Below are 25,399 nucleotides of genomic sequence, written 5' to 3'. Positions count from 1 at the left end.
CCCCGTCGACAACCAGGCCACTCTCTCCGACTACGCGATCATCGGCTCCAAAAGCCTGTACGAGCCAGTGGGCCGTCACGCAACCTTGGCCATCTTCCAGCCTGATCTAACCAGTGCACCACTGCGGAAGAGCTACACCCATAGGCGTTGGCAGGACCGGGATCGGCGGGTCATGCGGCCGTGCCCAGTGCCAGGGCGACGACCACGGGCGCCAGGTACAGCAGAGGGAAGACGACGGTCTTGTACGAGCGGGCTCGCAGCACCGTGACGACCGCGCCGGCGAAGTACAGGATCAGGCCGATCGCGGCGGCGACGCCGATCGCGGGAACCGCCAGACCGGCCAGCAGGCCGACCGCTCCGGCGGCCTTGGCCGCGCCCAGCCACGGCCACAACGACTGCGGCACCCCGTACTCGATCAGCGGCTTGGCCACGAAATCGGCCCTGCGCAGCAGCGAGAAGCCGGAGAAGCCGACCCAGGCGGCGGTGAGGACGGTGACGATGACCTGAGTGGTGGACATGGGAGTTTCTCCTGTGGTTCGTAGCGGGGAGTCGGTGCGGAACACTCGTGTGCGTCCCTCACCTCTCCGAGTTTGGGGCGCGCCGTTAATACGATCCCTATGCGTTCGCAATGCGGGCCGGCCCTTCGCGGGCGCGCGCCTGCTCGGCAGCGGCTCCTGGTTCCCGGCGTCGAGCTCGTGTCGTACGTTCAGGGCACCGGCGAGCTTCGCCAGACCTTTGTCGAAGGAGGCGTGTGATGGCGCTGCACCGGCTCAGCTCGATCATCATCGGGGTGCCCAACCCTGCCGAGACCATCGCCTACTACACCGAATTCGGCCTGCGGCCAGGCGCGGACGGATGGCTGGCCACCACCGACGGCGGCGACCAGCTCCGCGTGGTCGCGGCCCCGACGCGCCGCCTGGTCGAGGTGCGGATCGGCGCCGACGACCACGACGACCTGGCGGCCGCCGCCTCCCGGCTGCGCGCCCTGGAGTTCCCCGCCCAGCTCGGCCTCACTGAGCTGGTGACTCACGACCCGGCCACCGGCGTTCGCGCCGTCGTCCGGATCGAGGACCGCCTCGCCCAGGATCCCCGGGTGGCCGGCCCGTACAACGGCCCTGGTCGTGACGACCGCGTCGGCAGCCGCGCGCCCGGGATCCTGCGCACCGACCCTGTACGGCCCCGCAAGCTCGGCCATGCCGTGCTGGCGACCACCGACCTCACCCTCACCACGGCCTTCTTCCGGGACGGGCTCGGCTTCAAGGCCAGCGACTACATCAAGGACGCCGGGGCGTTCCTGCGCTGCTCGACCGACCACCACAACATCCTGGTCCTCAACGCTCCCGTCACCTTCCTGCACCACACCTCATGGCAGGTCGACGACATCGACGACATCGGCCGGGGCGCGACGCACATGCTGGAGGACCACCCCGAACGGCACGTGTGGGGGCTGGGCCGGCACCACGCCGGATCCAACTTCTTCTGGTACCTCCAGGACCCCGCGGGCAACTTCAGCGAGTACTACTCCGACATGGACTGCATCGTCGACGACCAACTCTGGACCCCGGAAACCCTCGAAGGCGCCCGCGGCCTGTTCAACTGGGGCCCGCCACCGCCCCCGTCCTTCCTGCACCCCGAAGACCTGGCCGCGCTCATGACCGGGGCGCACAGCACCTGACCGGAACCCCGCTAGCGGTCCGCCGGGTATGAGGTGGCGGGCCGCGTTGCGGAAGCACGCGACCTGCTCGGCCTGGGTGAGCAGGTTGGAGATCGTGTTGAAGACCAGGTAGACGAGCGCGTACTTCCCCGGCGCGACGGCGGTCGCCATGTCGCCGGCGATCACCGGGATCGTCGCTTCGTCCACCTTCGTGCGCAGCTGGTCGATCATCGGGAGTGACAGCTCGATGCCGGTGACGGGCACGCCTCGAGCGGCGAGCGGCACGGCCACGCGGCCGGTTCCGATGGCGAACTCGAGCGCGGCTCCGTCGCCCGCGAGCTCGGCCAGGCGGGTCACGGTCGGCTCCAGGACCTCGGGCGCGAACATGCCGACGCCCGGCGTGTCATAGCGCTGGGCTGACCCGCAGACGCCACGCAGGGTCCCCGGCCGCGCCACGCCCGGCAAGGCCGGGACCATGCTGACCACTTTGCAGTCCCTGTTCCCCTTTCACGGAACACGGCGTACTATTTGGACAAGTGCCCAAAACACTTGCCCAAAACATTTGCCCAAGGAAGTGCCCATGGTGTCAGCGGAACGGGGTCAGGCCACCCGGCAGCGGCTGCTGGAGGCGGCGGTCCCGCTCATCGGCGAGGTGGGATGGGGCGGCGTGACCACCCGGATGGTGGCCGAGCGGGCCGGGGTCGCCCCCGGCGTGGTGCACTACCACTTCACTTCGGTGACCGGCCTGCTCATCACGGGAAGCATCGGCTTCACCCGCGCCATGCTCGACCAGTTCGCCCAAGAGCTTGGCGAGCAGCCCGGCATCGATGAGGGGATCGACTGGCTGCTGGGCCAGTTGTCCGGCTACACCGGCTCCGATCCTGTCTCACTGCTGGTCACGGAGATGTTCCTGGCCTCGACCCGGCTGCCCGAGCTACGTACGCAGCTCAACGAGCTGGTCGGCGAGTTCCGCTCGCAGGTGGCCGCCTGGCTGCGTATGCACGGCCGCCGATCCGACAGCCAAGCCGCGGCCACCGTGCTCGCCGCGGCCATCGACGGCCTGATCCTTCACCACGCCCTCGACCCCAGCCTGAACCTCACGGCCCTGGCCGCGCCGCTGCGAGCCATGCTGCTCAGACAGGAGGAAACACCGTGAAAGCCATCATCTGTGGCGCCGGCATCGCCGGGCTCACCCTGGCCTGGCACCTCGAGCGCTCCGGTTGGGAGGTCGAGCTGATCGAACGCGCGCCCGCCTTCCGCGGCAGCGGCTACATGATCGACTTCTACGGCCCGGGCCTCCAGGTCGCCGAGCGCATGGGCCTGCGCGAACGACTCCGCGCACTCCGCTACCCGGTCGACGAGCTGAGCTACGTCGACCGCGACGGGCGGCAGACCAGTCATCTGACCATGCCGCCCGGCATGCAGGAGGTCATCAGCGTGCTCCGCGGCGACCTGGCCCGCACGCTTCAGGACGACGTCCGCTCCCCGGTTCGCTACGCCACCAGCATCGATTCCGTTGAGCAGGATTCCGGCGGCGTCACCGTACAGCTGACCGACGGCACCCGGCGCCGGGCAGACCTGCTGGTCGGCGCGGACGGCGCCCATTCACGCGTCCGCGAGCTGGCCTTCGGCGACGGGAGCCGTCACCTGCGCTACCTCGGCCACCAGGTGGCCGCCTACATCCTGGAGGACCGGCGGCTGAGCGAGCGGATCGGCATGCGCTACCAGATGCTCACCGTGCCGGGGCTGATGGCGGGCGCGTACGCGCTCCGCGACGACCGGCTCGCGCTGCTGTTCCTGCGGCGTGAGCCGGAGCCGCGCATCCCCGGCGATCCCGCCGCCACGCTCCGCCGCCACTACGGTGAGCTGGGCTGGATCCTGCCCGAGGTGCTGACCCGCTGCCCGGACCCGCCCGAGCTGTACTACGACCAGGTGACCCAGGTCGAGATGGAGCGCTGGAGCCAAGGGCGGGTGGTTCTGCTCGGCGACGCCTGCCAGGCCGTCTCCCTGTTCGCCGGGCACGGCGCCTCCATGGCCATGGCCGCGGCCTGGATCCTCGCCGACGAGCTCGCCGGCTGCGAGGACCCCGTCGCCGCAGCCCTCCGATACCAGCGGCGCATCCAGCCCACGATCGGCGAAGTCCAGCGCTTCGGCCGCCGCTTCATCCGGTGGATGGCCCCGGCCGGCCGCCGGCACATCATCGCCCGCGACTGGATGCTCCGGCTGGCCGCCCTGCCCGGAGTGAGCAGGTTGTTCGTCAACTCGCTCAGCCCTGGCGGCCACAACCTGATCAGGAGCAGCTCGGAAGTGGCGAGTCCGCATCCAGCCTGAGGTCTTCCATCCTCAGGCGCGGAGGTTCTCGAGATGGAGCGTGCCGCGCAGCAGCGGGCGTGCCGCCAGGGCTACGAGCACCGCGGCGAGCACCCCGATGCCTGCCATGGCCACGGCCCTGGTGATCGCCCAGCCGAGCCAGTGAACCTGGTAGACGTCCAGCAGCGACAGGACGATCACCGCGGTTCCCGAGACGGCCGCCACGGCGCAGACCGGCAGTGCGGCGATGAGCGCCTGCCGGACGAGCACCCCGCCCAGCGCCCGCTCCGGCACCCCGGAGGCGGCCAGCGCGGCGAACGAGCGGTGGCGGTCGAGCAGCTCCTCCGCCTGGTGCACCACCAGGGCGGCCGCCGAGGTGACCAGAGCGACCAGGAGCGCGGCGTCCACGAGCGCGTGGGCATGGTGGTAGCCGATGCCCGCCTGCTGGGCTCCGGCGGCCGCCCCGAAGAACACCGTCAGGCTCACCACGGACAGGGCTCTGGCCCACGCCCTCGGGTCCGCCTCGACCAGTCGCGCGGCCAGCAGCATCTCCGGGGACCTGGCCCGTCGACCGGCCAGGCGGGCGTACGCTCTGATCAGCCAGGTCGCGGCCAAGGTCGTGCCGAACAGCAGGAGCACCATCCCGACGGTCATGGTCAGAGTCAGCCCGTACACCCCGGCGATCGGGAAGCGGACCTTCACCACTACTCCGAAAGTGTAGAGACCGACACCAGCCACGACGAGGAGCAAGTCGCGCGCTCGCGGCCCCCGCAGGCGCGAACGGCGGACCACGCCCAGCGGTGAGGCGACGACATACCGGCCGGCGCGCACCCCTGACAGGACCCCGCCGAGCACCGCCAGAGCCATCACCACCGGCACCTGGACCAGCGGCCCGGCCAGATGGGTGACCACGTAGACCACGGCGCCGCCCGCCGAGCCGAGCAGCGCCAGCAGGCCGCCCTCCAGCGCGCCGAGCAGGCGTACGTCGCCCGGCGTGGCACCGGCCAGCCGTAAGCCCGCCAGCCGTCGCTCTCTGGTGGCCGAGGCCAGCCGGTTGGCCTGGTGGACCAGGCCGGCGACCGGCAGCGTCAGCAGGGCCAGGGCGAGCCCGGTCAGCGAGCCGCTCTCGTCCCTGAAGTCGGCCAGGCTGACGGCCGTGCAGACCAGGAACGCCGCCACCCCGGAACCGGCGGCGACCAGCCACGCGCGTACCCGCTCGGTCCGCGACCGTCCCCTGTTCAGCATCCGCAGGACAGTGATCATTGGCTGATCCCCGCCAGCACGGCCCCGTCGCGCAGGGCGATCTCCCGGTCGGCGTAGGCGGCCACCCGGTTGTCGTGGGTGACCACGACAACGGTGGTACCGCTCGCGCGGGCCGCCCCGATCAGCGCGCTCATCACCTGCTCGCCCCCGAGCGTGTCCAGCGCTCCGGTGGGCTCGTCGGCGAAGACCACGCGTGGACCGGTCGCCAGCGCACGCGCGAGAGCCACCCGCTGCAACTGGCCCCCGGACAGCTCACCGGGCCGCTGCTCGGCGCAGTCGGACACCCCCAGCCGGTCCAGCCAGTCCGCCGCCACGTTCATCGACTCCTGCCTGCCGCGCCGGTTGAACAGCATCGGCAGCGCGACGTTCTCCGCCGCGGTGAGCTCGGGCACCAGCTCGCCGAACTGGAAGACCACGCCGAAGCTCTCCCGCCGCAGCCTGGTCAGCTCGGCCTCGGCCAGCGTGTCGATCCGCCTGCCGTCCAGCACGACCTCGCCGGACTCCGGGCGGATGATCCCGGCCAGGCAGTGCAGCAGCGTCGACTTGCCCGACCCGCTCGGCCCGGTGATCGCGACGATCTCGCCCTCCGCGACGTCGAGGGAGACGCCTGTCAACGCCCTGGTCCTGCCGTACGACTTGACCAAGCCTCTGGCCTCAAGCATCGTTCTCCTCCTTCAGCCGCGACAGTGCGGTCTCGATCCAGCGCAGGTCGGCGTCGAGGTGCTGAAGCGCGTAGTCGGCAGCCAGCACCTGGGCGGGCGCGCCGCCTGCCTTCGCGGCGGTCAGCTCCCGCATCCGGGTCAGATGCGCTTCTCGCTGCCGTACGAGGTAGGCGTCAGCGGCCCTTCCCGCCACGGCGACGCGGGTGAACAGCGAGCTGGCGACGTACGGGGCCGGTGGCTCCACGGTGTTCAGCCACCGGTCCAGCTCCGCCCGGCCGCTGCCGGTGATCGCGTACATCGTGCGTTCGGGGCCGCCCTCCTGCTGCGTCTCCGCCACCTCGGCGAAGCCGTCACGTTCCAGCCGCTGGAGCGTGGCGTAGACCTGTCCGTAGGCCAGCGGCTTGGCGCCGGCCAGGCGGTCATCGTGCTCCTTCTTGAGTTCGTAGCCGTGTTTCGGGCGCTCGGCGAGGAGGCCGAGCAGCACATGACCGGTCGACATGATCAGGACTATACATTGAATGAATAGGTGCCATCTCCGTGCGCCGCCAGTCCGGGCCGAGGGCGAGCGCGATCACCTCGTAGACCGTGACGTCGGCGCACACCTGCCCGGCCTGCGTGTGCGACGGCGAGTCGAGCAGGTGCCCGGCACGCTCACGCAGCGAGTAGAAGTTGCTGTGGAGGAGGGCCTCCAGGAGGGCCTCGCGGTGGGGAAGTGCCGGTAGAGCGTGCCGACCTGACCAGGGCCGGGGCCGCGGAGGCGCGCATCACTCTCGACGGGGCGAGCGGCTTCGACGCCGTGCTGGACACTGCCCTGCTGCCGGTCCGCGCCCACGGAGCCTACGAGGGGGTCTTCCCCGGTCTCGAGCCCACGTCTGAGCGCGGCATCACCGTCACCTCGGCGGTGGTGGCCCCCAATGGCGCCCTCCTGCGGGACCTGCTCGCGCCGACCGCGCGGGGAGCCCGGGAACCGCGCCGGGCCGGCACCGTGCCCCGGACGACGCCGCGTACGCGTACCGCGCCTTCCGCGCCGGCGGACACCGCGGCCGATGGTCATCGCGGGGTGATGCGGCCGGCGGGCCGCGCCTCGGCCCGCACGTGCCCGACCCGGTCAATCCTTGTCGGCGGTGCGCCTGCGGTAGGCCCGCTGGCGGCAGGAGGCCGAGCAGTACGCCCTGGGCCGTCCGGACGCGGGCTGGTCCACGGGCGCGCCGCACACGACGCACACCGCCCCAGTTTCGTCACGCGATTCGTAACGCTGCCCGATCAGGAGTTCAATGCCGTCCAGCAGCCGCGCGAGGCCGAACTCGAAGGGGTCCTCCGGCCGGTCGAAGCCGCCCTGCTCCCACAGCCGGGTGAGCGTGGGATAGCCGTACAGCCGCTCGAACAGCGTGTCGCGGCCTCCCCACCACTCCTCCTCGCTGACGCCGCTACGGCGCTCGGTCTCGGCCGCCTCCACCAGCAGCAGCGCCTCGGAGTCGACGAACCTGCCGACGAGGCCGACCACGGCGATCACCTCGGCGGGGGTCAGGCCGGTGTCGGCCACCGTGCTCAGCATCTGCTCGTAGCGGGCGATGGTGTTGGGGCCGGGCACGTGCCGGCCGCCCCGCACCTCCGCCAGCCAGGGATGGCGGCGGCGCAGCTCCCAGCCCGCACGGGCGCACGCCTCCAGCCGCGCCCGCCACCCCTCGCCCGCCGCCGCGGACCCGGCCGACACGGACCCGGCCGACGTCTCGCCCGCCACCTCGTCACACATGAGGTCGATGAGCTGCTCGCGGCCGGGCACGTGCCGGTAGAGCGACATGGTGGTGAAGCCCAGTCGTTCGGCCACCTTCCGCATCGACAGCCCTGCCAGGCCCTCGGTGTCGGCCAGCTCGACGCCCGTGCGCACGATCCGGTCGAGACTCAGCCCCGGCCGCGGCTCCGCGCCGCCTTCGCGCCACAGCAGCTCCACCACATGATCGGGATCTCCCGCTCTGTCTCGCGTCATGCTCTCCTCCTCTGTTTATGATATACACCCTGTGTACGACATAAACATGACTTGGAGGCGGTACCCCCGTGATCGAACTGTTCGTCGACCCCCACGGTGACGACTCCGCTCCGGGCACGCTCACGCGCCCGTTCGCCACCCTCAGCCGTGCCCGCGACGCGGCCCGCGCCCTCACCGGCGAGATCGTCGTCCAGCTCAGGGCCGGGACGCACCTGCTCACCGAACCGCTGGAGCTCACCGAGGCCGACTCTGGCCGCGACGGTCACCACGTCGTCTATCAGGCCCACGGGTACGGCACCACCGGGCAGGAAGAGGCCGTCGTCAGCGGCGGCCGCCTCATCACCGGCTGGCAGGAACAGGACGGCGTGTGGCTGGCCGAGGTGGGTGACCTGGACACCCGTCAGCTGTACGTGGACGGCCGCCGGGCCGATCGGGCGGGCATCGACGGTCTTCCCGGCCAGGTCACCATGACCGAGACCGGCTACACCACCGACAGCAGGGCGCCGCTGGCCTGGCGGAGCCCGGGCGATGTGGAGTTCGTGCATCGGGGCGTCTACCCGTGGACGGAGGCCCGCTGCGGCGTCGCCGAGGTGTCGGCCGGGGGAGAGGGCGCCGTGATCACCATGGCGCAGCCCGCCTTCGGCCGCGCCCTCGAGCTGTACAACTCCACCTGGGAAGGGCAGACCTCGCGAGGGCTCGGCCTGCCGACCCGGGTCGAGAACGACGCCGCCTTCCTCACCGAACCGGGCACGTTCGTCCTGGACCGCGCACGGCCGGGTCACCACGTCCTGCGCTACCTGCCCCGCCCCGGCGAGCACCCGGAACGCACGCGGGTGGTCGCACCCGTACTGGAGACGCTGCTCCGCGCCACCGGCGTGCGCGGTGTGACGTTCAAGGGGCTGACGTTCGCCGACGCCACCTGGCTCCGGCCGAGCGGTCCCGAGGGGTTCCTGCACTACCACGGGAGCGGTTTCCACGTCGGCGGCCCGATCCACACGGTCTCGCTCGGCGAGGGCGTCGGCTCGGTCACCGTCCCGGGGGAGTCCGCCACGATCCCCGCCTGCGTGACACTGACGGACGCCTCCGGCGTGCGGGTCGAGGGCTGCCGCTTCACCCGGCTGGGCGCCACCGGCCTCGGTGTGTACGGCGGCGCGGACATCACGGTACGCGGATGCGACTTCGACGCGCTCTCGGCCGGCGCCCTCGTGGTCGACGGCAGCGGTTCCACCTCCGTGGAGGACAACTGGATCCACCACGTCGGCCTGGAGTTCTCCGGCTCGCCCGGCATCGCGCTGACCGGCACGACCGGGTGCACCGTCGCGCACAACCACGTCGCCGACGTGCCGCACTGCGGCATCGTCGCCGGCCCCGGCCGGGGCACCCGGATCCTGCGCAACCTCACGACGGACACGATGCAGGTGCTGGCCGACGGCGGAGGCGTCTACCTGTCCGGCGCGCAGGGCGAGTCCCACGACTCGGGCGCGGTCGTCCGGGGCAACGTCATCGAGGACACGCGCACGCCGTACAACTTCGGCCTGTACACCGACTACGGCGCGGCCTGGGTCACGGTCGAGGAGAACGTGGTCGTCCGCGCCGACAGCACGGCCATCCTGCACGTGTCGCCGCCGCTGGACAACGTCGTCTACCGGGGCAACTTCTGGGACGCCGCTCCGATCGGCGCCGACGCACCGCCCTCCGGCGTCACATACGAAGGCAACACCGTACTCACCGGTGAAAGCGATCTGGCGGCCGCGGACGCGGTACGGGCCCAGGCCGGCCGCCGAGCCGCCGTCGGGTAACGGCCGTTGGGAGCCCCACCGGCTGATCGAGTTCGGGGCTCCCGCGTCCTCGGCCGCGACCTCGTCGTGAGCCGCCCACACGGACTCCGCCCGGGCGGAGGCGTTCGTCGAACTGGAGGACGGCGGGGCGCTCCATTTCCGGGTTCTCGACCGCGCCGCCACTCTCGTCGCGACTCTGAGGGCGTCCGGACCTGCTCGGCCCGGCCCCCGATCGAATGATCCGGGGCGGGGCCGGCATCGGCCTGTCGGTCAGCTCGACATACTGGCGAACATGCCCGGCTCGTAGGAGCCCCCCTGTGTGCGCACGATCACACCGAGCCGGTTGGCCGCGTTGATCATGGCGACCAGGTAGACCAGAGCGACGGTCTGGTCCTCGTCATAGTGCTTGCGCGCCTGGGCCCAGGTCTCGTCGGACACGCCGTGGTGGGCGTCGGCGAGCCGGGTGCCCTCCTCGGCGAGCGCCAGCGCGGCCCGCTCGGCCTCGGTGAACACGGTGGACTCACGCCAGGCGGCGACCAGGTTGAGCCGGACCGCGGTCTCCCCGGCGGCAGCGGCGTCCTTGGAGTGATAGTCGACGCAGAAACCGCAGCCGTTGATCTGGCTGACACGCAGCATCACCAGGTTCTGGGTGGCCCTGGGCAGCGTCGACTGCTCGATCGCCAGGCTGACGTTGTAGAACCGCTTGCTGATCTTGGCGCCGAGCTCGTTGGTGTACAGGTTCATGCGGGGTTCCATGATTTCGTCCTCATTCATGAAGGTGCGGGCCGCGCGGATCGTTCGCGCGGCGCCCGGACGAACATGAAGATGCCGGCGGCCCGCTCCCTGTGACAGCGCGGAGATGTGACGTGCGCCACCGACCATGGGCGTGTTCAGTGGCCGACGCTCTGGTAGTGGTCGAGCTGGCGTCGCCAGATGAGGTAGGCCAGCGCGATCAGGATCACGCCCAGGAGCGGGGCTGCCAGTGCCCAGGCGTTGCCGAGCTTGCCCAGCAGAATGCTCGAGGGTACGTAGGCCACGAAGGCGACGGGAAGCACGAACGTGAGCAGCCACTCGACGGTCCCGCCGAAGATCTTCATCGGGTAGGAGCCGAACTTGCTGAAGACGTCGTCGACGAAGACGCGCAGGGCGAACGTGTCGATCATGCGCAGCGCCAGTGAGCAGAGCGCGAGGAAGAAGGCGGCCTCGATGAGTGCGCCGCCGACGACCGACACCAAGCAGTAGGCGATCAGGGGGACGCTCCACCGGACCTGTGCGTTCTGACCGGCGACGACGAGCAGCGCCACGCCGACGAGCAGGTCGCCGAACTGCGCGATGCCCATCCTGTTGCCCATGAGCTGGACCAGGGGGTTGAGGGGACGCAGCAGGAAGCGGTCGAACTCCCCGTCGCGCACCACCCATTGGATGTCGTTCACGCTCATCATGGGGATCATCGCCAGCGCGTGCGCGGTCAGCCGCAGGCCGTACAGGAAGGCGATCTCCGCCAGTCCCCACCCCGCCAGCGAGGGGAACGTGTGCATCACCACCCAGATGAAGGCGAACCCGGTGCCCTGCCAGACCGCGCCGCTGAGGATGCCGATCACGGTGTTCAGGCGGTACTGCATGGCGCCGCGGGCGGAGGCGCGTTGGAGCAGGACGTACAGGCGCAGGGAACGGAGGATCTCAGCCACCCTGGATCACCACCCTTCGATGGGCTCGGGACCACGTCAAGGCGAGCAGGCCCCACAGCCCCGCGACCCAGGCGAGCTCGACCAGGACAGGACCTGAGATGTCGGTGATGTGGCCGACGTAGATCGCCGCGGGCACGTACCCCATGTACTTGAAGGGCAGGATCTCGGCCAGCACGCCCAGGAAGCCGGGGAAGAAGGCGAGCGGCACCATCGTCCCGGCGAAGAACTGGCTGACCAGCCGGTAGAGCAGCGAGATGGCCCCCGTCTCCATCGTCCAGAAGCCGATCAGGCTGATCAGCAGCGCCAGCTGCACGGCGATCACGTACCCGAGCGCAAAAGTGAGCACGTACCCGAAGCCGTTGACCGGCACGGTGATGGATCCGACCAGCAGCACCACCGGGATGACCGGGGCGAGCAGCAGGAGCCCGCCCGCGGTGTTGCCGACCTGGAAGGCGGCCATCTGCCTCAGGTAGCCGACCGGCCGGGCCAGGTCGAAGAAGACCATGCCGGTACGGATGCGGTGGTGCATGATGCGGGAGACGAGGGTGTGGGTGGCGAAGCTCTGCAGGTTGGCCAGCGTGAGATAGGCCAGCAGCGCCTCCAGCGAGAGCCCGGCGGCCGAGGGGCGCGAGCCGTACACCGAGGTCCAGATCATGCGCAGCAGGAACACCTGGGCGACCAGCGTCACGCAGGTCATGATGATGTTGCTGCGGTAGGCCAGGGCGAGGCGGAAACCGATGCGCGTCATCGGGTGTAGATCCCTTTGATCACGCTCTCGAGGTCGGGTTCCTCGATCGACATGTCGCGGATGGTGTGTTCGGCGGAGATCGAGGCGATCATGCCCGGCAGATCGTCATGGATGTCGAACACGTAGCGGCCCTCGGCGTCCCGCCACGCCCCGCGCACCTCCTCCGGCGCGGACTCCAGCAGGACCACCAGCCGCCGGGGCTGGTCGACCAGCGCGTCGATGGCGCCGTCGAAGAGCACCTTGCCGTGGTCGATGAGGATGATCCGCTTGCACAGGGCTTCGACGTCGGCCAGATCGTGGGTGGTCAGGATGACGGTCGTGCGCCCGACGCGGTTGGTCTCGACGATGAACTCGCGCACGGCCTCCTTGGCCAGGACGTCCAGTCCGACGGTCGGCTCGTCGAGGTAGAGGAGCGGCGGTTCGTACAGCACGGCCGCGGCGAGATCGCCGCGCATCCGCTGCCCCAGGCTGAGCTGACGGACCGGTGTGTCGAGGAACGCGTCGAGCCCGAGCAGGTCGCGCAGCTTCTTCAGCGAGCTCTCGAAGCGCGGAGCGGGAACGTCGTACAAGGAGCCCACCAGCCGCAGCGACTCGATCAGCGGCAGGTCCCACCACAGCTGGCTGCGCTGGCCGAAGACCACGCCGACGTTGCGCGCGTTGGCCGAGCGGTTGCGCCAGGGCACCAGGCCGTTGACCTCCACGGTGCCGCTCGTCGGGGTGAGGATGCCAGTGAGGATCTTGATGGTGGTGGACTTGCCGGCGCCGTTGGGCCCGAGGTAGCCGATGACCTCGCCCTCGCCGATCTCGAAGCTGACGTCGTCGACGGCGGTCTTCTCCTCGTACTGGCGGGTGACCAGCGTGCGTAACGCCCCGAAAGGGCCGGAGAAGGTGCGTGGCCGGCGGAAGACCTTGGTTAACCCCTCGACCCGGATCATGCCGAAATCTTTTCTGTACGGCACTCGCACTGCAACTTATTTTCATGACCTTCCGCAGAAGGGAGTGACGGCAATTACTGTGATTTTCTGCGTATTGGTCATGCCCCACCCCCGCCTCGGCAGTTCTGCGACCATCCTTTTAGGAGGCGTCCCTCTGTGACCGAGACCTTGTTGAAGAACGTGAGGGTCGTCACCCACGATCGGGACGAGCCCGTCGACGCGGACATCGCCATCGTGGGCGGCCGCATCGTCCGGGTCGAGCCGCGGCTCTCGACCGACGGCGAGGTGATCGACGGTGGCGGCAAGCTCGCCTTCCCCGGGGTCGTGGACGCCCACCAGCATTGGGGGATCTACAACCCCCTGTCCGAGGACACCGAATCGGAGAGCCGGGCCTGCGCCCAGGGAGGCGTCACGACGGCGCTCACGTACATGCGGACCGGGATGTACTACCTCAACAGGGGCGGCCCGTACGCGGAGTTCTTCCCGGAGGTGCTCAAGCAGTCCGAGGGCAGGGCCTACGTCGACTACGGATTTCATCTGGCGCCCATGTCGAGCGGGCACATCGACGAGTTGCCCACGCTGGTCGAGCGGTTCGGGGTGCCGTCGTTCAAGATCTTCATGTTCTACGGCGGGCACGGGCTGCACGGGCGCTCCGACGACCAGAGCTCCTTCCTCATGCTGCCCGAGGGGGAGCGCTACGACTACGCGCACTTCGAGTTCGTGATGCGCGGAGTGCAGGCGGTCAGGGAGCGCCTGCCCGACCTGGCCGGCGAGATCTCGCTGTCGCTGCACTGCGAGACAGCCGAGATCATGACCGCCTACACCAAGCTCGTCGAGGAGGCCGGTGAGTTGGACGGGCTGGCCGCCTACAGCGCCTCCCGTCCTCCGCACTCCGAAGGGCTGGCGGTCTTCGTCGCGTCCTACCTCGCCCACGAGACGGGACTGACCAACGTCAACCTGCTGCACCTGTCCTCTCGCAAGGCCATGGACGCCGCCGTACGCATGGCGGCGACCTTCCCGAACATCGATTTCCGGCGCGAGGTCACGATCGGCCATCTGCTCGCCGACGTGGACACGGCCGACGGCATCGGGGGCAAGGTGAACCCGCCGATCAGGCCGCGCGAGGATGTCGAGGCCCTGTGGGAGTACGTGCTCGACGGCACCGTCGACTGGGTGGTCAGCGACCACGCCTGCTGCCGCGAGGAGGCCAAGTTCGGCACGCCACGGGAGAACGTCTTCCTGGCGAAATCCGGCTTCGGCGGGGCCGAGTACCTGCTGCCCGGCCTGGTCACCGAGGGCCGCCGCCGGGGCCTGCCGTACGGCCGGATCGCCGCGCTGACCTCCCGCAATCCCGCCGAGCGGTTCGGCCTGCGCGGCAAGGGCGTGATCGCCCCCGGGTTCGACGCCGACATCTGCCTGGTCGATCCCGCGCGAACATGGACGGTGCGCGCGCGGAACTCGGAGTCGAGACAGGAATACACGCCGTTCGAGGGCTTCGAGATGACCGCCAGAGTGACCGACACGTTCGTACGCGGCAGCCGCGTGCTGGACGACGGCAAGATCATGGGCGCTCCGACAGGCCGTTATCTGCCCCGGCCGGCGTGACGGCCTGCGCCGGCAGGGGTTCATGAGGCCGGTGCGCGCGGCCTTCTCCACGCCGAAGCAGCGGGCGAGCTCGGCCATGCCTCTGGGGCCGTCGAGCAGCACGCACAGGAGCTTGGCCTGGACGGGCCTCAGCCCGGGCTGAACCAGCGGGTGAGGGCCGCCTTCAGGCCGTCGGGGTCCGCGCCCGCCCAGGCGACGTAGCCGTCGGGCCGGATGAGCAGCGCGGGTGCCGGGGCGTCGCCGGCGGTTGCGGTCACGTGGCGCACTCGGTTCTTCCAGGGCTCCGCGGTGGCGGCGAGGTCGTTGCCGCCGGTCAGGTCAAGCAGCAGGGCGCGGGCGTCGCGCAGGAGCTCGGCGAGGCGCCGTTCGTGCCCGTCGTCGGTGGTCAGGCTGATGGGTGGCACGAACCAGCCGGTGGGCGCGGCGGGGTGCTCCTCGCCCATGTCGTAGCGGACATCGGCGCCCGCCATCAGGGCGGCGACCAGGCGCAGGTTCTCGGTGCGGTCGAGGAGCTCCGCGAAGAGCAGGCGCAGTGCGGTGACATCGGCTCCGGGCGCCATCAGGGCGGTCGCGGCCCGGGTGTGCATGAGCACGCGTTCGCCGCACGCGCGGCGTTCGGTTCCGTAGCTGTCCAGCAGGCCTTCCGGGGCCCATCCCCGCAGTGCGGCGGCGAGTTTCCAGGCCAGGTTGGCCGCGTCCTGCAGCGCCAGATTCAGTGTCGGCCCGTGGCTCACCTGCGCGGCGTCGCCGGCGATGAAGACCCGGCCGTCGCGGTAGCGGTCGGCGAGCCGGGAGTTCCGGCCGCACAGGCGGCGAAGCATGGTGGGCGCGCCCTCGGGCGGCGGAGACAGGGGCAGGCGCACTCCGAGGACCCGTTCGACGCTCTCCTCCATCTCGGCCGCCGTCATCGGCGCACCCGGCCCCGGGGAGTTGCCTGCCGGGTGATCTTCCCATTCGGCCGTGTTGACCAGCGGCCGTTCCGGATCGTGCGCGAGGAGGGTGAAAACGCCCCGGTCGGTGCGGTGGAAGTGCGCCGGGATCTCGCCGAGGCCCTCGATCACGACACGTCCCCCCGGTGCGAAACGGAAACGGTCACTCGGCCCGATCAGGGCCGACCGGTCGACGACGTGGTCGTCGCTGATGCCGGGGAAGGCGATGCCCGCCTGCTTCCGGACCAGGCTGTGGCCGCCGTCGCAGCCGACGAGGTATCGGGTGGTCAATGTCCTCTCGACTCCGTCCGAACCGCGTGCCACGACATCCACCCGGTCATCGGTCTGGGTCAAGGACAGCACCTCCCACCCTCGGCGGACATCCGCGCCGAGCTCCGCCGCGCGCTCGTTGAGCACCTGTTCCAAGTCGCGCTGGTTGACCGGCAGGAGGTGCATCGGGTTCTCCGTGCCGAGTGCGTGCAGCGGCAGTGGCATCCCGCCGAAGAAGAACCCGGGCGCGGGCGCCGGGGCTCCGCGGCCTCCGCAGCGTTCGAAGAGGCCACGGTTGTCCAGCAGCCGTACGACCTGGCCGGCGAGGCCGTGTGCCTTGTCTGCCCTGTCCGGTTCCGGCCGTCGTTCCAGCACCAGAGGTTGAATCCCCGCGAGGCGGAGCTCGCAGGCGAGGAAGAGGCCGGTGGGTCCGCCTCCGACGACGATGACGTCGAACATCACTGACGCTCCCTTAGGATACGCGACTGTATCTAATGGGGGACACCGTAGGTGGCCGCGATAAGATACGCAAGTGGATCGTAAGCACGAGCGGAGCGCGGGTGAGGGCCGGGCAACGGGGGCGCAGGCGGCGGAACGTCGTACCGACGGCGGCACGACCCGCGACAGCGGCACGACCCGTCGCCGCGGCCCCAGACTCGAGGACGCGATCCTCGACGCCGCGTGGGACGTGCTGGTCGAGCACGGCTATCACGGCTTCACCTACGAGGCGGTGGCCGCCCGCGCCGGCACGAGTCGTCCTGTGCTCTACCGGCGCTGGCCGCAGCGCGACGATCTGCTGCTGGCCACTCTCGCCAAGTTCTGGCAGCCGATCGCGGTGCCCGACACCGGCAGCCTCCGCGATGACGCGATCGGCTTCCTGCGCAACGCCGACGCCGACCGCGCGGGCATGATCACGTTGATGAGCGTGCAGCTGGTGGACTACTTCCGCGACGCCGGTACCAGCCTCGGCGAGCTACGTGACACCCTCCTCGCGCCGGGCCAGGCGACCGCCTTCGAGATGATCGTCGCCCGCGCGGTCGAGCGCGGCGAACTGCCCGACGTGCCGCGCTCGTCCCGCGTGGTGAACCTGCCGCTGGACCTGTTGCGCCACGAGATGTTCATGACGATGCGCGCGGTGCCGTACGAGTCGATCGTCGAGATCGTGGACGAGGTGTGGCTGCCGCTGCTGGGAGTGCCTGGAGCCCCGTCCGCGTCCTCATGATCCGGTGGTCCGTCGGGTGGCAGGGGAGTCGGCGGGTACGGCTTGCAGCAGTGAACGCAGCAGTTGCGCGGCGGTGCCGGCGGACACTTCGCCGGGTGTGTTCATGATCTGGGAGGCGAGTCCGTCGACGAACGTGTGCAGAAGCGCCGCCCAGAGCTCGACCTGGGCGTCAGGGTGCGGGAGCGTGGCCTGGTCAGGTTCGCGGGTCGGCTCGTATCCGCGCAGGGCGGCGATGCACCGGCGGTACAGTGCCCGTTGGTCGTTCCACGTCACAGAGCCTCCTTCCGGAGGATGCCGGCGTTCCCATTCCACGACGGCCGACCACAGTGCGTATTCCTCGCGCCGCCCGGCATCGAGCGGCAGCATCTCCTCCACGATCGTGGCGACCCCCTCCACCACCGAACCTGCGGTGCGGGGCCGCTGGACGCGGGGGAGGGCCCGGCGACGGAGGGTGTCGGTGGTCTGCTGCTGGCCAGGCCACGCCGCGTGGGCGCGCTGCTCGGCGGGCACGTGACCATCATGGTGATCCCGGGCGGCCGGGACGGGGCAGCGCCGTACCTGGACGCCGAAGTGGGCAAGCTGCCGACAGTGCCCAGCGCTCACCACGTCATGAGCCCACCGCGCCGCCGTCCGGCGACTCGTCCGCGGCGAGGCGCAGGATCGGATCGAGCAGACCCGGGAAGCGGTCGCGTAGATCGTCGGCGCGCAGCCGGATCCGCCGGTGCCGGCCGTCGACGGACATGCTGATCAGCCCCGCCTCGCGCATGATCCGCCAGTGGTTGGTCAGCGTCGACAGCGGCACGTCCATGCCGTCGGCGAGAGCGGAACAGGTCGACTCGGGCTTGACCGAGGCGCGCCGCACCAATTCCAGGCGCACCGGATCGCCGAGCGCGTGCAGCACCGGTGCGAGTGTCAGAGCCGCACGCGCGGGCTCGGGGAGCTGTCGCATGCCTTCACGATATCCCATTGTTCGACAGTTCGGGATTATCGAACTATGGTGGCGAAGACCACCCCACCATGAGAGGGAACAGCGTTGGCCGTCCACGAAAGCACGACAAAGGCTGGATCGTCCGAGGCCGGAGGCATTCGATCGAACCGGGCAGCGTTGCTCACCGTGACCTGCCTCGGCCAGTTCATGGTGCTGCTCGACAGCACGATCGTCGGTGCGGCGCTGCCCGATATGCAGCAGCGGTTACACACCCAGTTGACCGGTCTGCAGTGGATTGTCGACGCCTACGTGCTGCTGGTCGCCATGCTGTTGCTGTCCGGCGGCGTCTTCGCCGACCGCTTCGGCCGCAAGCGGGTGTTCCTGGCCGGTGTCGTGGTGTTCACCGCCGCGTCCGTGCTGTGCTCTGTCGCGCCCTCGATCGGTTGGCTGATCGCTGGACGGGTGGTGCAGGGGATCGGGGCCGCGGCGCTGAGCCCCGCCTCGCTGGCGCTGCTCGCCGCCGCGTACCCCGTTCCGCAAGAACGGGTCAAGGCGATCGGGCTGTGGGCCGGATTCAGCGGAATCGGCCTGGCCGCCGGACCGTTGGCCGGTGGCATCCTGGTGGACGCCTTCGGCTGGCCCGCCATCTTCCTCGTCAATGTGCCCATCGGCGCGGTCCTGCTGGTGGCCGGTCTGCGCATCCTGGGCGAGTCCCGCAATCCCGGCGCGCCGGCGATCGACATCCCGGGGACGGTCCTGTCCGTCCTGGGGGTAGGGGCGCTGACGTATGGGCTGATCGAGGGCGGCTCCCGCGGCTGGACCTCGCCCCTGATCCTGGGCAGCTTCGCCGCCGCGGTGGTGATCCTCGCCGTCTTCGCCGTCGTCGAAGGACGTGGTACGACGCCGATGCTGCCGTTGCGGCTGTTCCGGCAGCGGCTGTTCACGGTGTCCAACACGGCGATGGTCGTGGTGGGTTTCGGGCTGATGGGTTCGGCCTTCTTCTTCTCCCAGTTCTTCGTGTACGTCCAGGGCAGCTCGATCCTGCGTGCCGGCCTGCAGACCCTGCCCGCCACTCTCGCCATGGTGATCGTCAGCCCGTTCGCGGGCCGGTTCGCCGCCAAGTACGGCTTCCGGATCGTGGTCACCATCGGCCTGGCGCTGGCCGGGCTGGGGCTGCTGGCGCTGGGCTTCGCGCACGCGGACACCGCCTACGGGAATGTGTGGTGGCGGCTGGCCGTCGTCGGCATCGGTTTCGCCCTGACCATGTCCCCGCTGACCGGTGCGGCCATCCAGGCGGTCAGCCCGCAGGAGGGCGGCCTCGCGTCGGGCATCAGCAGCACCACCCGGCAGATCGGTGCGGTGCTCGGCGTGGCGGTGCTCGGAGCCGTCGTCCGCACCCGGGAATCCGGTGGCGCGTCGTTCGAGGCCGGCCTCAACAGCGCCTTCGTCGTGGCCGGGGTCGTCACCGTGGTGGGCGCCGTGTTCACCGGACTGTGGCTGGCGAGGTCGAGGCCCGCGGAAGTCTCGGCGCCGCAGGCACAACCCACCGACTCACCCACGGCCACGACACCGTCCTGACCTGCCCCGTCCGAACGCCGCCCAGTGCCTGCGCGCCGACGGAGCCTCAAATGGCGGCGAGTCACCGTCCCGCGTTCTTGAGCGATATCCCAAAGCCACGGCGGCGTGGGTTCGGTGGCTTTCACCACCAGACCCACGCCGCCGCTTCGTCGTGCCGATCTAGCTCGCCGGCGCGAGTTTGACGGTCAGGGCGCCGGTCTTTTCGGCCTTGGGGTCGAAGAGGATGGTGTAGGTGCCCGTGGCGGGCAGAGTCGTCGCGGAGATGGTGCAGTTGCGGCCGCAATAGGTGGGGGAGCCCAATGCGGTGCCGTCGGGCTTCTTCACCGATACCTGGGCGTCGACGGAGCTGCCGAAACTGGAGTTGGTGAAGGTGAAGGTCACCTTCTGGTTGGCGGTGCCGTTGAAGGTCCAGGTTCCGTTCTGGCCTGGGGTCGTGGTGGTCAGGGTCGAGGTGGCACCACCGATGGTGATGCTCACCGGAGAGAGGTCGGCGACCAAATAGGTCTTCAGCGTCAGCTTGCCGACCTGTTCGTCTCGCGGGTTGAATTCGACGGTGTAGGTGCCTGTGGCCGGAAGGGCCACCGGGTCGAGGAAGCAGTTGCGGCCGCAGTAGGTGGCCGCCACCAGTACGGTGCCGTCAGGCTTCTTCACCGTCACCTGGGCGCCGGTGCTGTTGGCGAAGGTGGCGTCGGTGAAGTTGAACGAGACGAGCCGGCCCGAGGTGCCGCTGAAGGACCAGGTTCCGTTCTGGCCCGGCGTGGTGGTCGTGAGGCTGGATGCGGCGCCTCCGACGGTGACGTTGCCGGTCAGGTGGGTGATCGAGTAGAGCTGAGCGGTCAGCTTTCCGACGTTCCCATCCTGCGGGTCGAATTCCACCGTGTAGGTACCCGCGACCGGGAGAGCAATCGGTTCCAGGAAGCAGTTGCGGCCGCAGTAGGTGGCCGCCACCAGTACGGTGCCGTCAGGCTTCTTCACCGACACCCGAGCGCCGGTCGTACTGGCGAAATTCGCATCCGTGAAGTTGAACGAGACGAGCTGGCCCGAGGTGCCGGTGAAGGACCAGGTTCCGTTCTGGCCCGGCGTCGTGGTCGTGAGGCTGGACGCGGCGCCTCCGACGATGAGGCTGCCGGTCAGGTGAGTCACCGTGTAGAGCTGCAGGGCCAGCGAACCCGTCTTGGCGTTCTGCGGGTTGAGCTCGACCGTGTAGGTACCGGTCACCGGCAGCACGGTCGGCTCGAGCAGGCAGTTGACGCCGCAGCGGGTGTCGGCGACCAGGTCGGTGCCATCCGGCTTCCTGACCTTGACCTTGACGTCCGAGCTTGAGGTGAACGTCGAACCGGTGAAGTTGAACGACACCTGCTGGCCCTCGGTGCCGGCGAACGTCCACACACCGTGCTGCCCGGCGATCGTGGTCGTCAGCGTGGACGCCCCCCCACCGACGGTGACCTGCGCCGCCACGTCCTGCGCCACGAGGTTCGCCTGGGCGGAGGCCGAGCCGGTGTAGATGCCGGACGGGTCGACCACCACCTGGTAGGTGCCGTCCGCCGGCAGTACGGTCGCATCGAAGAAGCAAGAGGTGGAGCAGGACTTCTTCGGCAGGAAGACCGAGCCGTCCGGTCCGAGCACCGACGCCTGCGCGCTGGTGAACGTTCCGCCCGAGATCGTGATCGAGATCCGCTGCCCGGACTTTCCTGCCAACGACCAGGTCGGGTTCTGCCCCGGATCGGTGGTGGTCAGCTTGACCGCGGCGCCGCCCGGCGTGAGCGTCCCGGTGACGTCGCCCGCGACGACCTGCGCCGAGATCGAGCCCACGGCCGTTCCATACGGGTCGGCGACCACCGTGTACGTTCCGGTCACCGGCAGCGTGGAGGTGTCGAACGCGCACGACGGCTGGCAGTAGGTCGGCTTGAACAGGTCCGATCCGTCGGGATTGCGCACCGACGCGCGTGCGTAACCGTTGTTGTCCCACGTCCCGCCCGTCAGGGCGAACGCGATGCGCTGACCGGCCGTCCCGGCGTACGACCAGGTGGCGTTCTGCCCCGGCCCGGTGGTGGTCAGCTTGACCGGTGCGCCGCCGGCGGTCAGGGAGCCGGTGACGTCGCCCGCGGTGACCTGCGCGGAGATCGAGCCCACGGCCGCCCCGTACGGGTCGGCGACCACCGTGTAGGTCCCGGTCACCGGCAGGGTGACCGTGTCGAACGTGCACGACGGCTGGCAGTAGGTCGGCTTGAACAGGTCCGATCCGTCGGGATTGCGCACCGACGCGCGTGCGTAACCGTTGTTGTCCCACGTCCCGCCCGTCAGGGCGAACGCGATGCGCTGACCGGCCGTCCCGGTGAACGACCAGATGGCGTTCTGCCCCGGCCCGGCGGTGGTCAGCTTGACCGGTGCACCGCCGACGGTCAGGGAGCCGGTGACATCGCCCGCGATCACCCCTGCCGTCATCGGCCCCGGCCGCGCGGCGGTCGGATCGACGACGATCGTGTAGGTGCCGTCCGCGGGAAGCGCGACGGTGTTGAAGGCGCAGGCCGTCGAGCAGTAGGTGGAGCCGTACAGCGGCGTTCCGTCCGGTTTGCGGACCGAGGCGTAGGCGGAACTGGTCAGCCCGCTGACCCCGAACGCGATCTGCTGCCCGGCCTTACCGGCGAACGACCAGTACGCGTCCTGTCCGGGAACCGTGCTCGTCAGTGTGGAGGGCGCTCCGAGCGCGACCGTCCCGGTGAGGTCGGTCACCTCGAACAGCTGCAGCGCGAGCGAGCCGGTCTTGGCGTCCTTCGGATCCCACACCACCGAGTAGGTGCCGGTGACAGGCAGGGTCTCGGTGTCGATGAAGCAGGTCTTGCCGCAGCTCTGCGACGCCAGGACGGCCCCGTCGGGTCGCTTCACCCGCAGGGTGGCGTCGGTGCTCGAACTCAGGGTGCCGTCGGTGAACTCGAAGGAGACCTTCTGGCCGGCTGTTCCGGCGAACGTCCAGGTGCCGTACTGGCCCGGCTGTGTGGTCGCCAGCGACACCTTCGGCCCGCCGATCGCCGCGGTCTTGACGACGTCGGGCGCGATCGTGCTCACGCTGAGCTTGTAGGCGCCGAACTCGTCCTCGTGCGGTGAAACGCGTAGCCGGTACGCGCCCGCCGCGAGGCCGTCGAGACGCTTGCCACCGCACAGAGAGTTGGAGGCGACGCTCGCGCCCGCGGCGTTGAACAGCTCCCAGTTGAACCAGAGCCCCGGGCACTCCTGCGCGTCAACGAAGATCGAACCCGGCTGGCCCAGCGTGAACTGGTACTCGTCGCGCGCGACCTCGCTCTCCAGATTGCCCGCTCCCGCGGCCGGGACGCCGTCCGAGGCCGTGAACGGCAGCGACACCGTGAACGTCTGCGGCGGCGTGACGTCCAGGTCGAGGTTGACGTTGTCGATGCCGAGCGCCTGGTTCGAGATGCCCGCCACCCCGGTGGCCGTGGTCTTGAACTCGATCTGGCTCTTGTTGTGGGTGACCGGCATCGTGATCCGGTACTTGGCCCACGGCAGGCCCGTCGCCAGGTTCCCGGTCGCGGCGGGCGTCAGCGTACTCGGCGTGATCGTGTACGGGGTGCCGCGGTCGGTCTCGACCTGGACCGTCTCGGTGTCGGAGTCGGACGCCCAGTCGCCGACGGCCAGCAGGTCGAAGCTCAGCGTCCCGCTCTTGTGCGACGGTAGCGCCTGCGCGTAGAACCGGTACGAATCCGTCCCGCTGAACGGCCCGGCGAACGTGCTCACCGCCGGATCGGTCGACACCCGCGACGGCCGCACGTTCGAGCTGAGCGCCCCCTGGAAGTCGATCGCCAGGTCCCCGTCCTCGTTGACGGCCAGCGCCGTCGGGTCGAGGATGGCTTTCGTCTGCTCGGCGGCGGCCTTCGCGAACGAAGTGTCCGCCGTGAGCGCGATGTCCAGGATGCAGTCGTTGAACTGGAGGCCCGCCGGGACGCCGTTCGCCTCGCACTGCGTGGTCGCCAGCTGGACCTGCTCGGGCGTCAGATCGGCGACCGAGACGATCTTGGCCGGGAACTGCTTGTTCGTGAAGGTGGCGGTGCTCTGGCCAGGACCGTAGGTGAACAGCGACTCGTTGTCGTCGATCCGCCAGGAGTCGGCGAAGCTGCTGTGCAGCACGGTCGGCGAGGCGTTGGCGGGCAGCTGGGTGCCGTCCCGCAGACGCAGGTCGTTCTTCGGGTTGCCGTCGGCGTTGCCGAGCAGTCCCACGAGGTCGCTGTCGGGGGTCGGCGGCATGTAGAGGCTGGCGGCGCCCCTCCTCCAGGACAGGGCAGGGCCGGCCACGCCGTCGAACATGACGGCCCACTTGTCGTCCTTGCGCAGGATGAACGCGTTCTTGCCCAGGTGGAGGAGCTGGCCGGTCGCGAGCGTGCGCTTCTGGTTGTCGATGTACAGGTCGTCCTCGTGGAACTCGACCAGGTGGTCGCCCGCCTCCATCGCGGCGTCGAACATCACCGAAACGTCCCTGCCGCCGCTGGCGGGGCTGAGCCGGCCCTGGATCTCCAGGTTCCACTTGTCGGACTGGGCGAGGATGAACTCGCCGACGGACTGCAGGTCGTAGCCCAGGTTGTCCGGGGTGGTGAAGTGCGGTTCGCCCTTCACCAGACTGCCGTGGTGGGTGAAATACCACCACAGGATGAGGCCGACCAGCGCCACCACGCCGAGCGCCAGCGCCGCCTCGACCGTGATGAAGCCGGCGTCGATCAGGAACGCCCTGCCCGCCTGGCTGGCGAGGAACAGCTCGATCTCAGCGGTCAGCTCGGCCGCGGCGAGTTCGACGCTGCCATAGGCGCCGATGTCCTCGGCGAGTGTGGTCGGACCGACGGTCCGGATGCCCCTGATCAGCGGCAGAAGGTAGTCCGGGGGCTCCCACTTGAAGTCGTCGTCGTCCTCGTCCACGGCCGGGATCTTGGCGGGCGGGCTGTTGGGATCCGCCGGGTCCTTCTGCCTCTCGCACTTGCGCTCCTTCTTCACCTCCCGGATGTCCAGGAGGCCGGAGGCCGGCGAGGTGGCTCTGTAGGTGGACAGCTGGTATCCCTTGTCGCCGCCACCGAGCGGGCACGTCTTTCCCTTGCCGTAGACCTGGAACCAGTCCTCGTACCCGCCCCAGCGGTTGAGGACCGACCCGGCGCGGACGCCGTTGACGCCGTTGGCGGCGATCGCCGCGACGTACCGGCCGACCTGGCGTCCCCAGCCCTCATAGTCCGGGTTGCCCTTGACCTTGGCCTCGACCACCTCGGCGAAGCTGGTGCCAATTCGGTCGTAGTAGACGATGTCGGGCCGATCGCGGCCGTTGTTGAGGTACGTCTCCCACTGGACGTCCGGGTTGATGACCGCGCCGGGCTGTGCGGGCGGCGGGACGCCGAGGTGGTCGTTCAGGTACTTGATGGCGCGCGCCTGCCCGATGGACTCGATGCCGCCGCCGGCGCTGCACTCGTTGGGCTGCTGGTAGATGTAGGTGCCGAGCGCCGGACGGGCGGTCAGGCAGAAGCCGTTGTTGATGCGGCGGCGGGTGGCGTACATATTGTTGAACACGCAGCGTTTTTCGCCTCTGCCGGCGTTCGACCAGTCGTTGCTGTTCGGGGGGCAGGCGGCGGCTGCGGTCACCGCCGCCGCCATTCTGGCCGTTAACGTCTCGTGGACGGGTCCTAATAAGGACGCCACGAGCACGCCCACCATGATTACGCAGAGACGCCGCATGCATTCACCCCGGATAAAAGGGACATAAAGATCCAGCGGGGAACGTACACCATGAAGATCGGCTTGCGGCAGATCTTGAATCACCACGTTCCGTGATCATTGACTATGCTGCGGGTCGGAT

Annotated in this window: 20 protein-coding genes and 1 pseudogene; 7 read left to right on the top strand and 14 right to left on the bottom strand. The window is 69.7% G+C overall.

Going from position 1 to position 25,399, the window contains the following annotated elements:
• Nucleotides 1–170: 170 nt before the first annotated feature.
• Nucleotides 171–518, bottom strand: coding sequence for a DoxX family protein (locus ABD830_RS16030; RefSeq protein WP_344987786.1), 348 nt, complete (start codon nucleotides 516–518; stop codon nucleotides 171–173).
• A gap of 236 nt (nucleotides 519–754) precedes the next feature.
• Here ABD830_RS16030 and ABD830_RS16025 point away from each other — a divergent pair, with 236 nt between their 5' ends.
• Complete coding sequence (locus ABD830_RS16025) at nucleotides 755–1,675, top strand: VOC family protein (RefSeq protein WP_344987784.1); 921 nt, start codon at nucleotides 755–757, stop codon at nucleotides 1,673–1,675.
• Between the two features lie 72 nt (nucleotides 1,676–1,747).
• Here the strand turns inward: ABD830_RS16025 and ABD830_RS16020 are convergent.
• A pseudogene (locus ABD830_RS16020) lies at nucleotides 1,748–2,041 on the bottom strand (class I SAM-dependent methyltransferase); the annotation flags it as partial.
• A gap of 193 nt (nucleotides 2,042–2,234) precedes the next feature.
• Here ABD830_RS16020 and ABD830_RS16015 point away from each other — a divergent pair.
• Nucleotides 2,235–2,810, top strand: a complete 576-nt coding sequence (locus ABD830_RS16015; protein ID WP_344987782.1) for a TetR/AcrR family transcriptional regulator — start codon at nucleotides 2,235–2,237, stop codon at nucleotides 2,808–2,810.
• Entirely contained in the window at nucleotides 2,807–3,985 is a 1,179-nt protein-coding gene (locus ABD830_RS16010) for an FAD-dependent oxidoreductase (protein ID WP_344987781.1), read from the top strand. Before ABD830_RS16015 ends, ABD830_RS16010 begins: the two co-directional genes overlap by 4 nt.
• A gap of 12 nt (nucleotides 3,986–3,997) precedes the next feature.
• On the opposite strand, the gene ABD830_RS16005 is transcribed toward ABD830_RS16010, so the two are convergent.
• The 4 genes from ABD830_RS16005 to ABD830_RS15990 form a co-directional block, all read right to left on the bottom strand.
• Nucleotides 3,998–5,227 (bottom strand): hypothetical protein, encoded by a 1,230-nt coding sequence (locus ABD830_RS16005; RefSeq protein ID WP_344987779.1) that lies wholly within the window; start codon nucleotides 5,225–5,227, stop codon nucleotides 3,998–4,000.
• Nucleotides 5,224–5,889, bottom strand: a complete 666-nt coding sequence (locus ABD830_RS16000) for an ABC transporter ATP-binding protein (protein ID WP_344987777.1) — start codon at nucleotides 5,887–5,889, stop codon at nucleotides 5,224–5,226. The genes ABD830_RS16005 and ABD830_RS16000 overlap by 4 nt, the downstream gene beginning before the upstream one ends.
• Nucleotides 5,882–6,388 (bottom strand): PadR family transcriptional regulator, encoded by a 507-nt coding sequence (locus ABD830_RS15995; RefSeq protein ID WP_344987775.1) that lies wholly within the window; start codon nucleotides 6,386–6,388, stop codon nucleotides 5,882–5,884. The genes ABD830_RS16000 and ABD830_RS15995 overlap by 8 nt, the downstream gene beginning before the upstream one ends.
• A 609-nt stretch (nucleotides 6,389–6,997) precedes the next feature.
• Nucleotides 6,998–7,876: a TetR/AcrR family transcriptional regulator gene (locus ABD830_RS15990; RefSeq protein ID WP_344987773.1), complete on the bottom strand. Its 879-nt coding sequence runs from the start codon at nucleotides 7,874–7,876 to the stop codon at nucleotides 6,998–7,000.
• A 68-nt stretch (nucleotides 7,877–7,944) separates the two neighbouring features.
• On the opposite strand from ABD830_RS15990, the gene ABD830_RS15985 reads away from it, so the two are divergent.
• Entirely contained in the window at nucleotides 7,945–9,675 is a 1,731-nt protein-coding gene (locus ABD830_RS15985) for a right-handed parallel beta-helix repeat-containing protein (protein WP_344987771.1), read from the top strand.
• Between the two features lie 249 nt (nucleotides 9,676–9,924).
• On the opposite strand, the gene ABD830_RS15980 is transcribed toward ABD830_RS15985, so the two are convergent.
• The 4 genes from ABD830_RS15980 to ABD830_RS15965 all read right to left on the bottom strand — a co-directional run bounded on the left by ABD830_RS15980 (nucleotide 9,925) and on the right by ABD830_RS15965 (nucleotide 13,025).
• The gene (locus ABD830_RS15980) at nucleotides 9,925–10,410 is read right to left on the bottom strand and encodes a carboxymuconolactone decarboxylase family protein (protein WP_344987769.1); all 486 of its coding nucleotides are present in this window, start codon (nucleotides 10,408–10,410) and stop codon (nucleotides 9,925–9,927) included.
• A gap of 134 nt (nucleotides 10,411–10,544) precedes the next feature.
• Nucleotides 10,545–11,342, bottom strand: a complete 798-nt coding sequence (locus ABD830_RS15975; RefSeq protein ID WP_344987767.1) for an ABC transporter permease — start codon at nucleotides 11,340–11,342, stop codon at nucleotides 10,545–10,547.
• Entirely contained in the window at nucleotides 11,335–12,090 is a 756-nt protein-coding gene (locus ABD830_RS15970) for an ABC transporter permease (protein ID WP_344987765.1), read from the bottom strand. Before ABD830_RS15970 ends, ABD830_RS15975 begins: the two co-directional genes overlap by 8 nt.
• Entirely contained in the window at nucleotides 12,087–13,025 is a 939-nt protein-coding gene (locus tag ABD830_RS15965; protein WP_344987763.1) for an ABC transporter ATP-binding protein, read from the bottom strand. The genes ABD830_RS15970 and ABD830_RS15965 overlap by 4 nt, the downstream gene beginning before the upstream one ends.
• Before the next feature lie 156 nt (nucleotides 13,026–13,181).
• On the opposite strand from ABD830_RS15965, the gene ABD830_RS15960 reads away from it, so the two are divergent.
• Nucleotides 13,182–14,630: a dihydroorotase gene (locus ABD830_RS15960; RefSeq protein ID WP_344987761.1), complete on the top strand. Its 1,449-nt coding sequence runs from the start codon at nucleotides 13,182–13,184 to the stop codon at nucleotides 14,628–14,630.
• Nucleotides 14,631–14,758: 128 nt separating this feature from the next.
• Here ABD830_RS15960 and ABD830_RS15955 read toward each other — a convergent pair whose 3' ends face one another.
• On the bottom strand, nucleotides 14,759–16,288 hold the full coding sequence (locus ABD830_RS15955; protein WP_344987759.1) for an FAD-dependent monooxygenase: 1,530 nt from the start codon (nucleotides 16,286–16,288) through the stop codon (nucleotides 14,759–14,761).
• A gap of 73 nt (nucleotides 16,289–16,361) precedes the next feature.
• Here ABD830_RS15955 and ABD830_RS15950 point away from each other — a divergent pair, with 73 nt between their 5' ends.
• On the top strand, nucleotides 16,362–17,051 hold the full coding sequence (locus tag ABD830_RS15950; RefSeq protein WP_344987757.1) for a TetR/AcrR family transcriptional regulator: 690 nt from the start codon (nucleotides 16,362–16,364) through the stop codon (nucleotides 17,049–17,051).
• Here the strand turns inward: ABD830_RS15950 and ABD830_RS15945 are convergent.
• Together ABD830_RS15945 and ABD830_RS15940 are read right to left on the bottom strand one after the other, a co-directional pair.
• On the bottom strand, nucleotides 17,046–17,561 hold the full coding sequence (locus ABD830_RS15945) for a TetR family transcriptional regulator C-terminal domain-containing protein (RefSeq protein ID WP_344987755.1): 516 nt from the start codon (nucleotides 17,559–17,561) through the stop codon (nucleotides 17,046–17,048). The two genes, ABD830_RS15950 and ABD830_RS15945, sit on opposite strands and share 6 nt — an antisense overlap.
• Before the next feature lie 97 nt (nucleotides 17,562–17,658).
• The gene (locus tag ABD830_RS15940) at nucleotides 17,659–18,000 is read right to left on the bottom strand and encodes an ArsR/SmtB family transcription factor (RefSeq protein WP_344987753.1); all 342 of its coding nucleotides are present in this window, start codon (nucleotides 17,998–18,000) and stop codon (nucleotides 17,659–17,661) included.
• A 165-nt stretch (nucleotides 18,001–18,165) separates the two neighbouring features.
• On the opposite strand from ABD830_RS15940, the gene ABD830_RS15935 reads away from it, so the two are divergent.
• Nucleotides 18,166–19,557: a DHA2 family efflux MFS transporter permease subunit gene (locus ABD830_RS15935; RefSeq protein ID WP_344987751.1), complete on the top strand. Its 1,392-nt coding sequence runs from the start codon at nucleotides 18,166–18,168 to the stop codon at nucleotides 19,555–19,557.
• Between the two features lie 159 nt (nucleotides 19,558–19,716).
• Here ABD830_RS15935 and ABD830_RS15930 read toward each other — a convergent pair whose 3' ends face one another.
• Complete coding sequence (locus ABD830_RS15930) at nucleotides 19,717–25,278, bottom strand: VWD domain-containing protein (protein ID WP_344987749.1); 5,562 nt, start codon at nucleotides 25,276–25,278, stop codon at nucleotides 19,717–19,719.
• Nucleotides 25,279–25,399: the final 121 nt, after the last annotated feature.

The sequence above is a fragment of the Nonomuraea helvata genome, from assembly GCF_039535785.1.
GTDB lineage: Bacteria > Actinomycetota > Actinomycetes > Streptosporangiales > Streptosporangiaceae > Nonomuraea > Nonomuraea helvata.
Note: the sequence above shows the minus strand (reverse complement) of the source record. Positions and strands in the feature narration are given on the sequence as shown.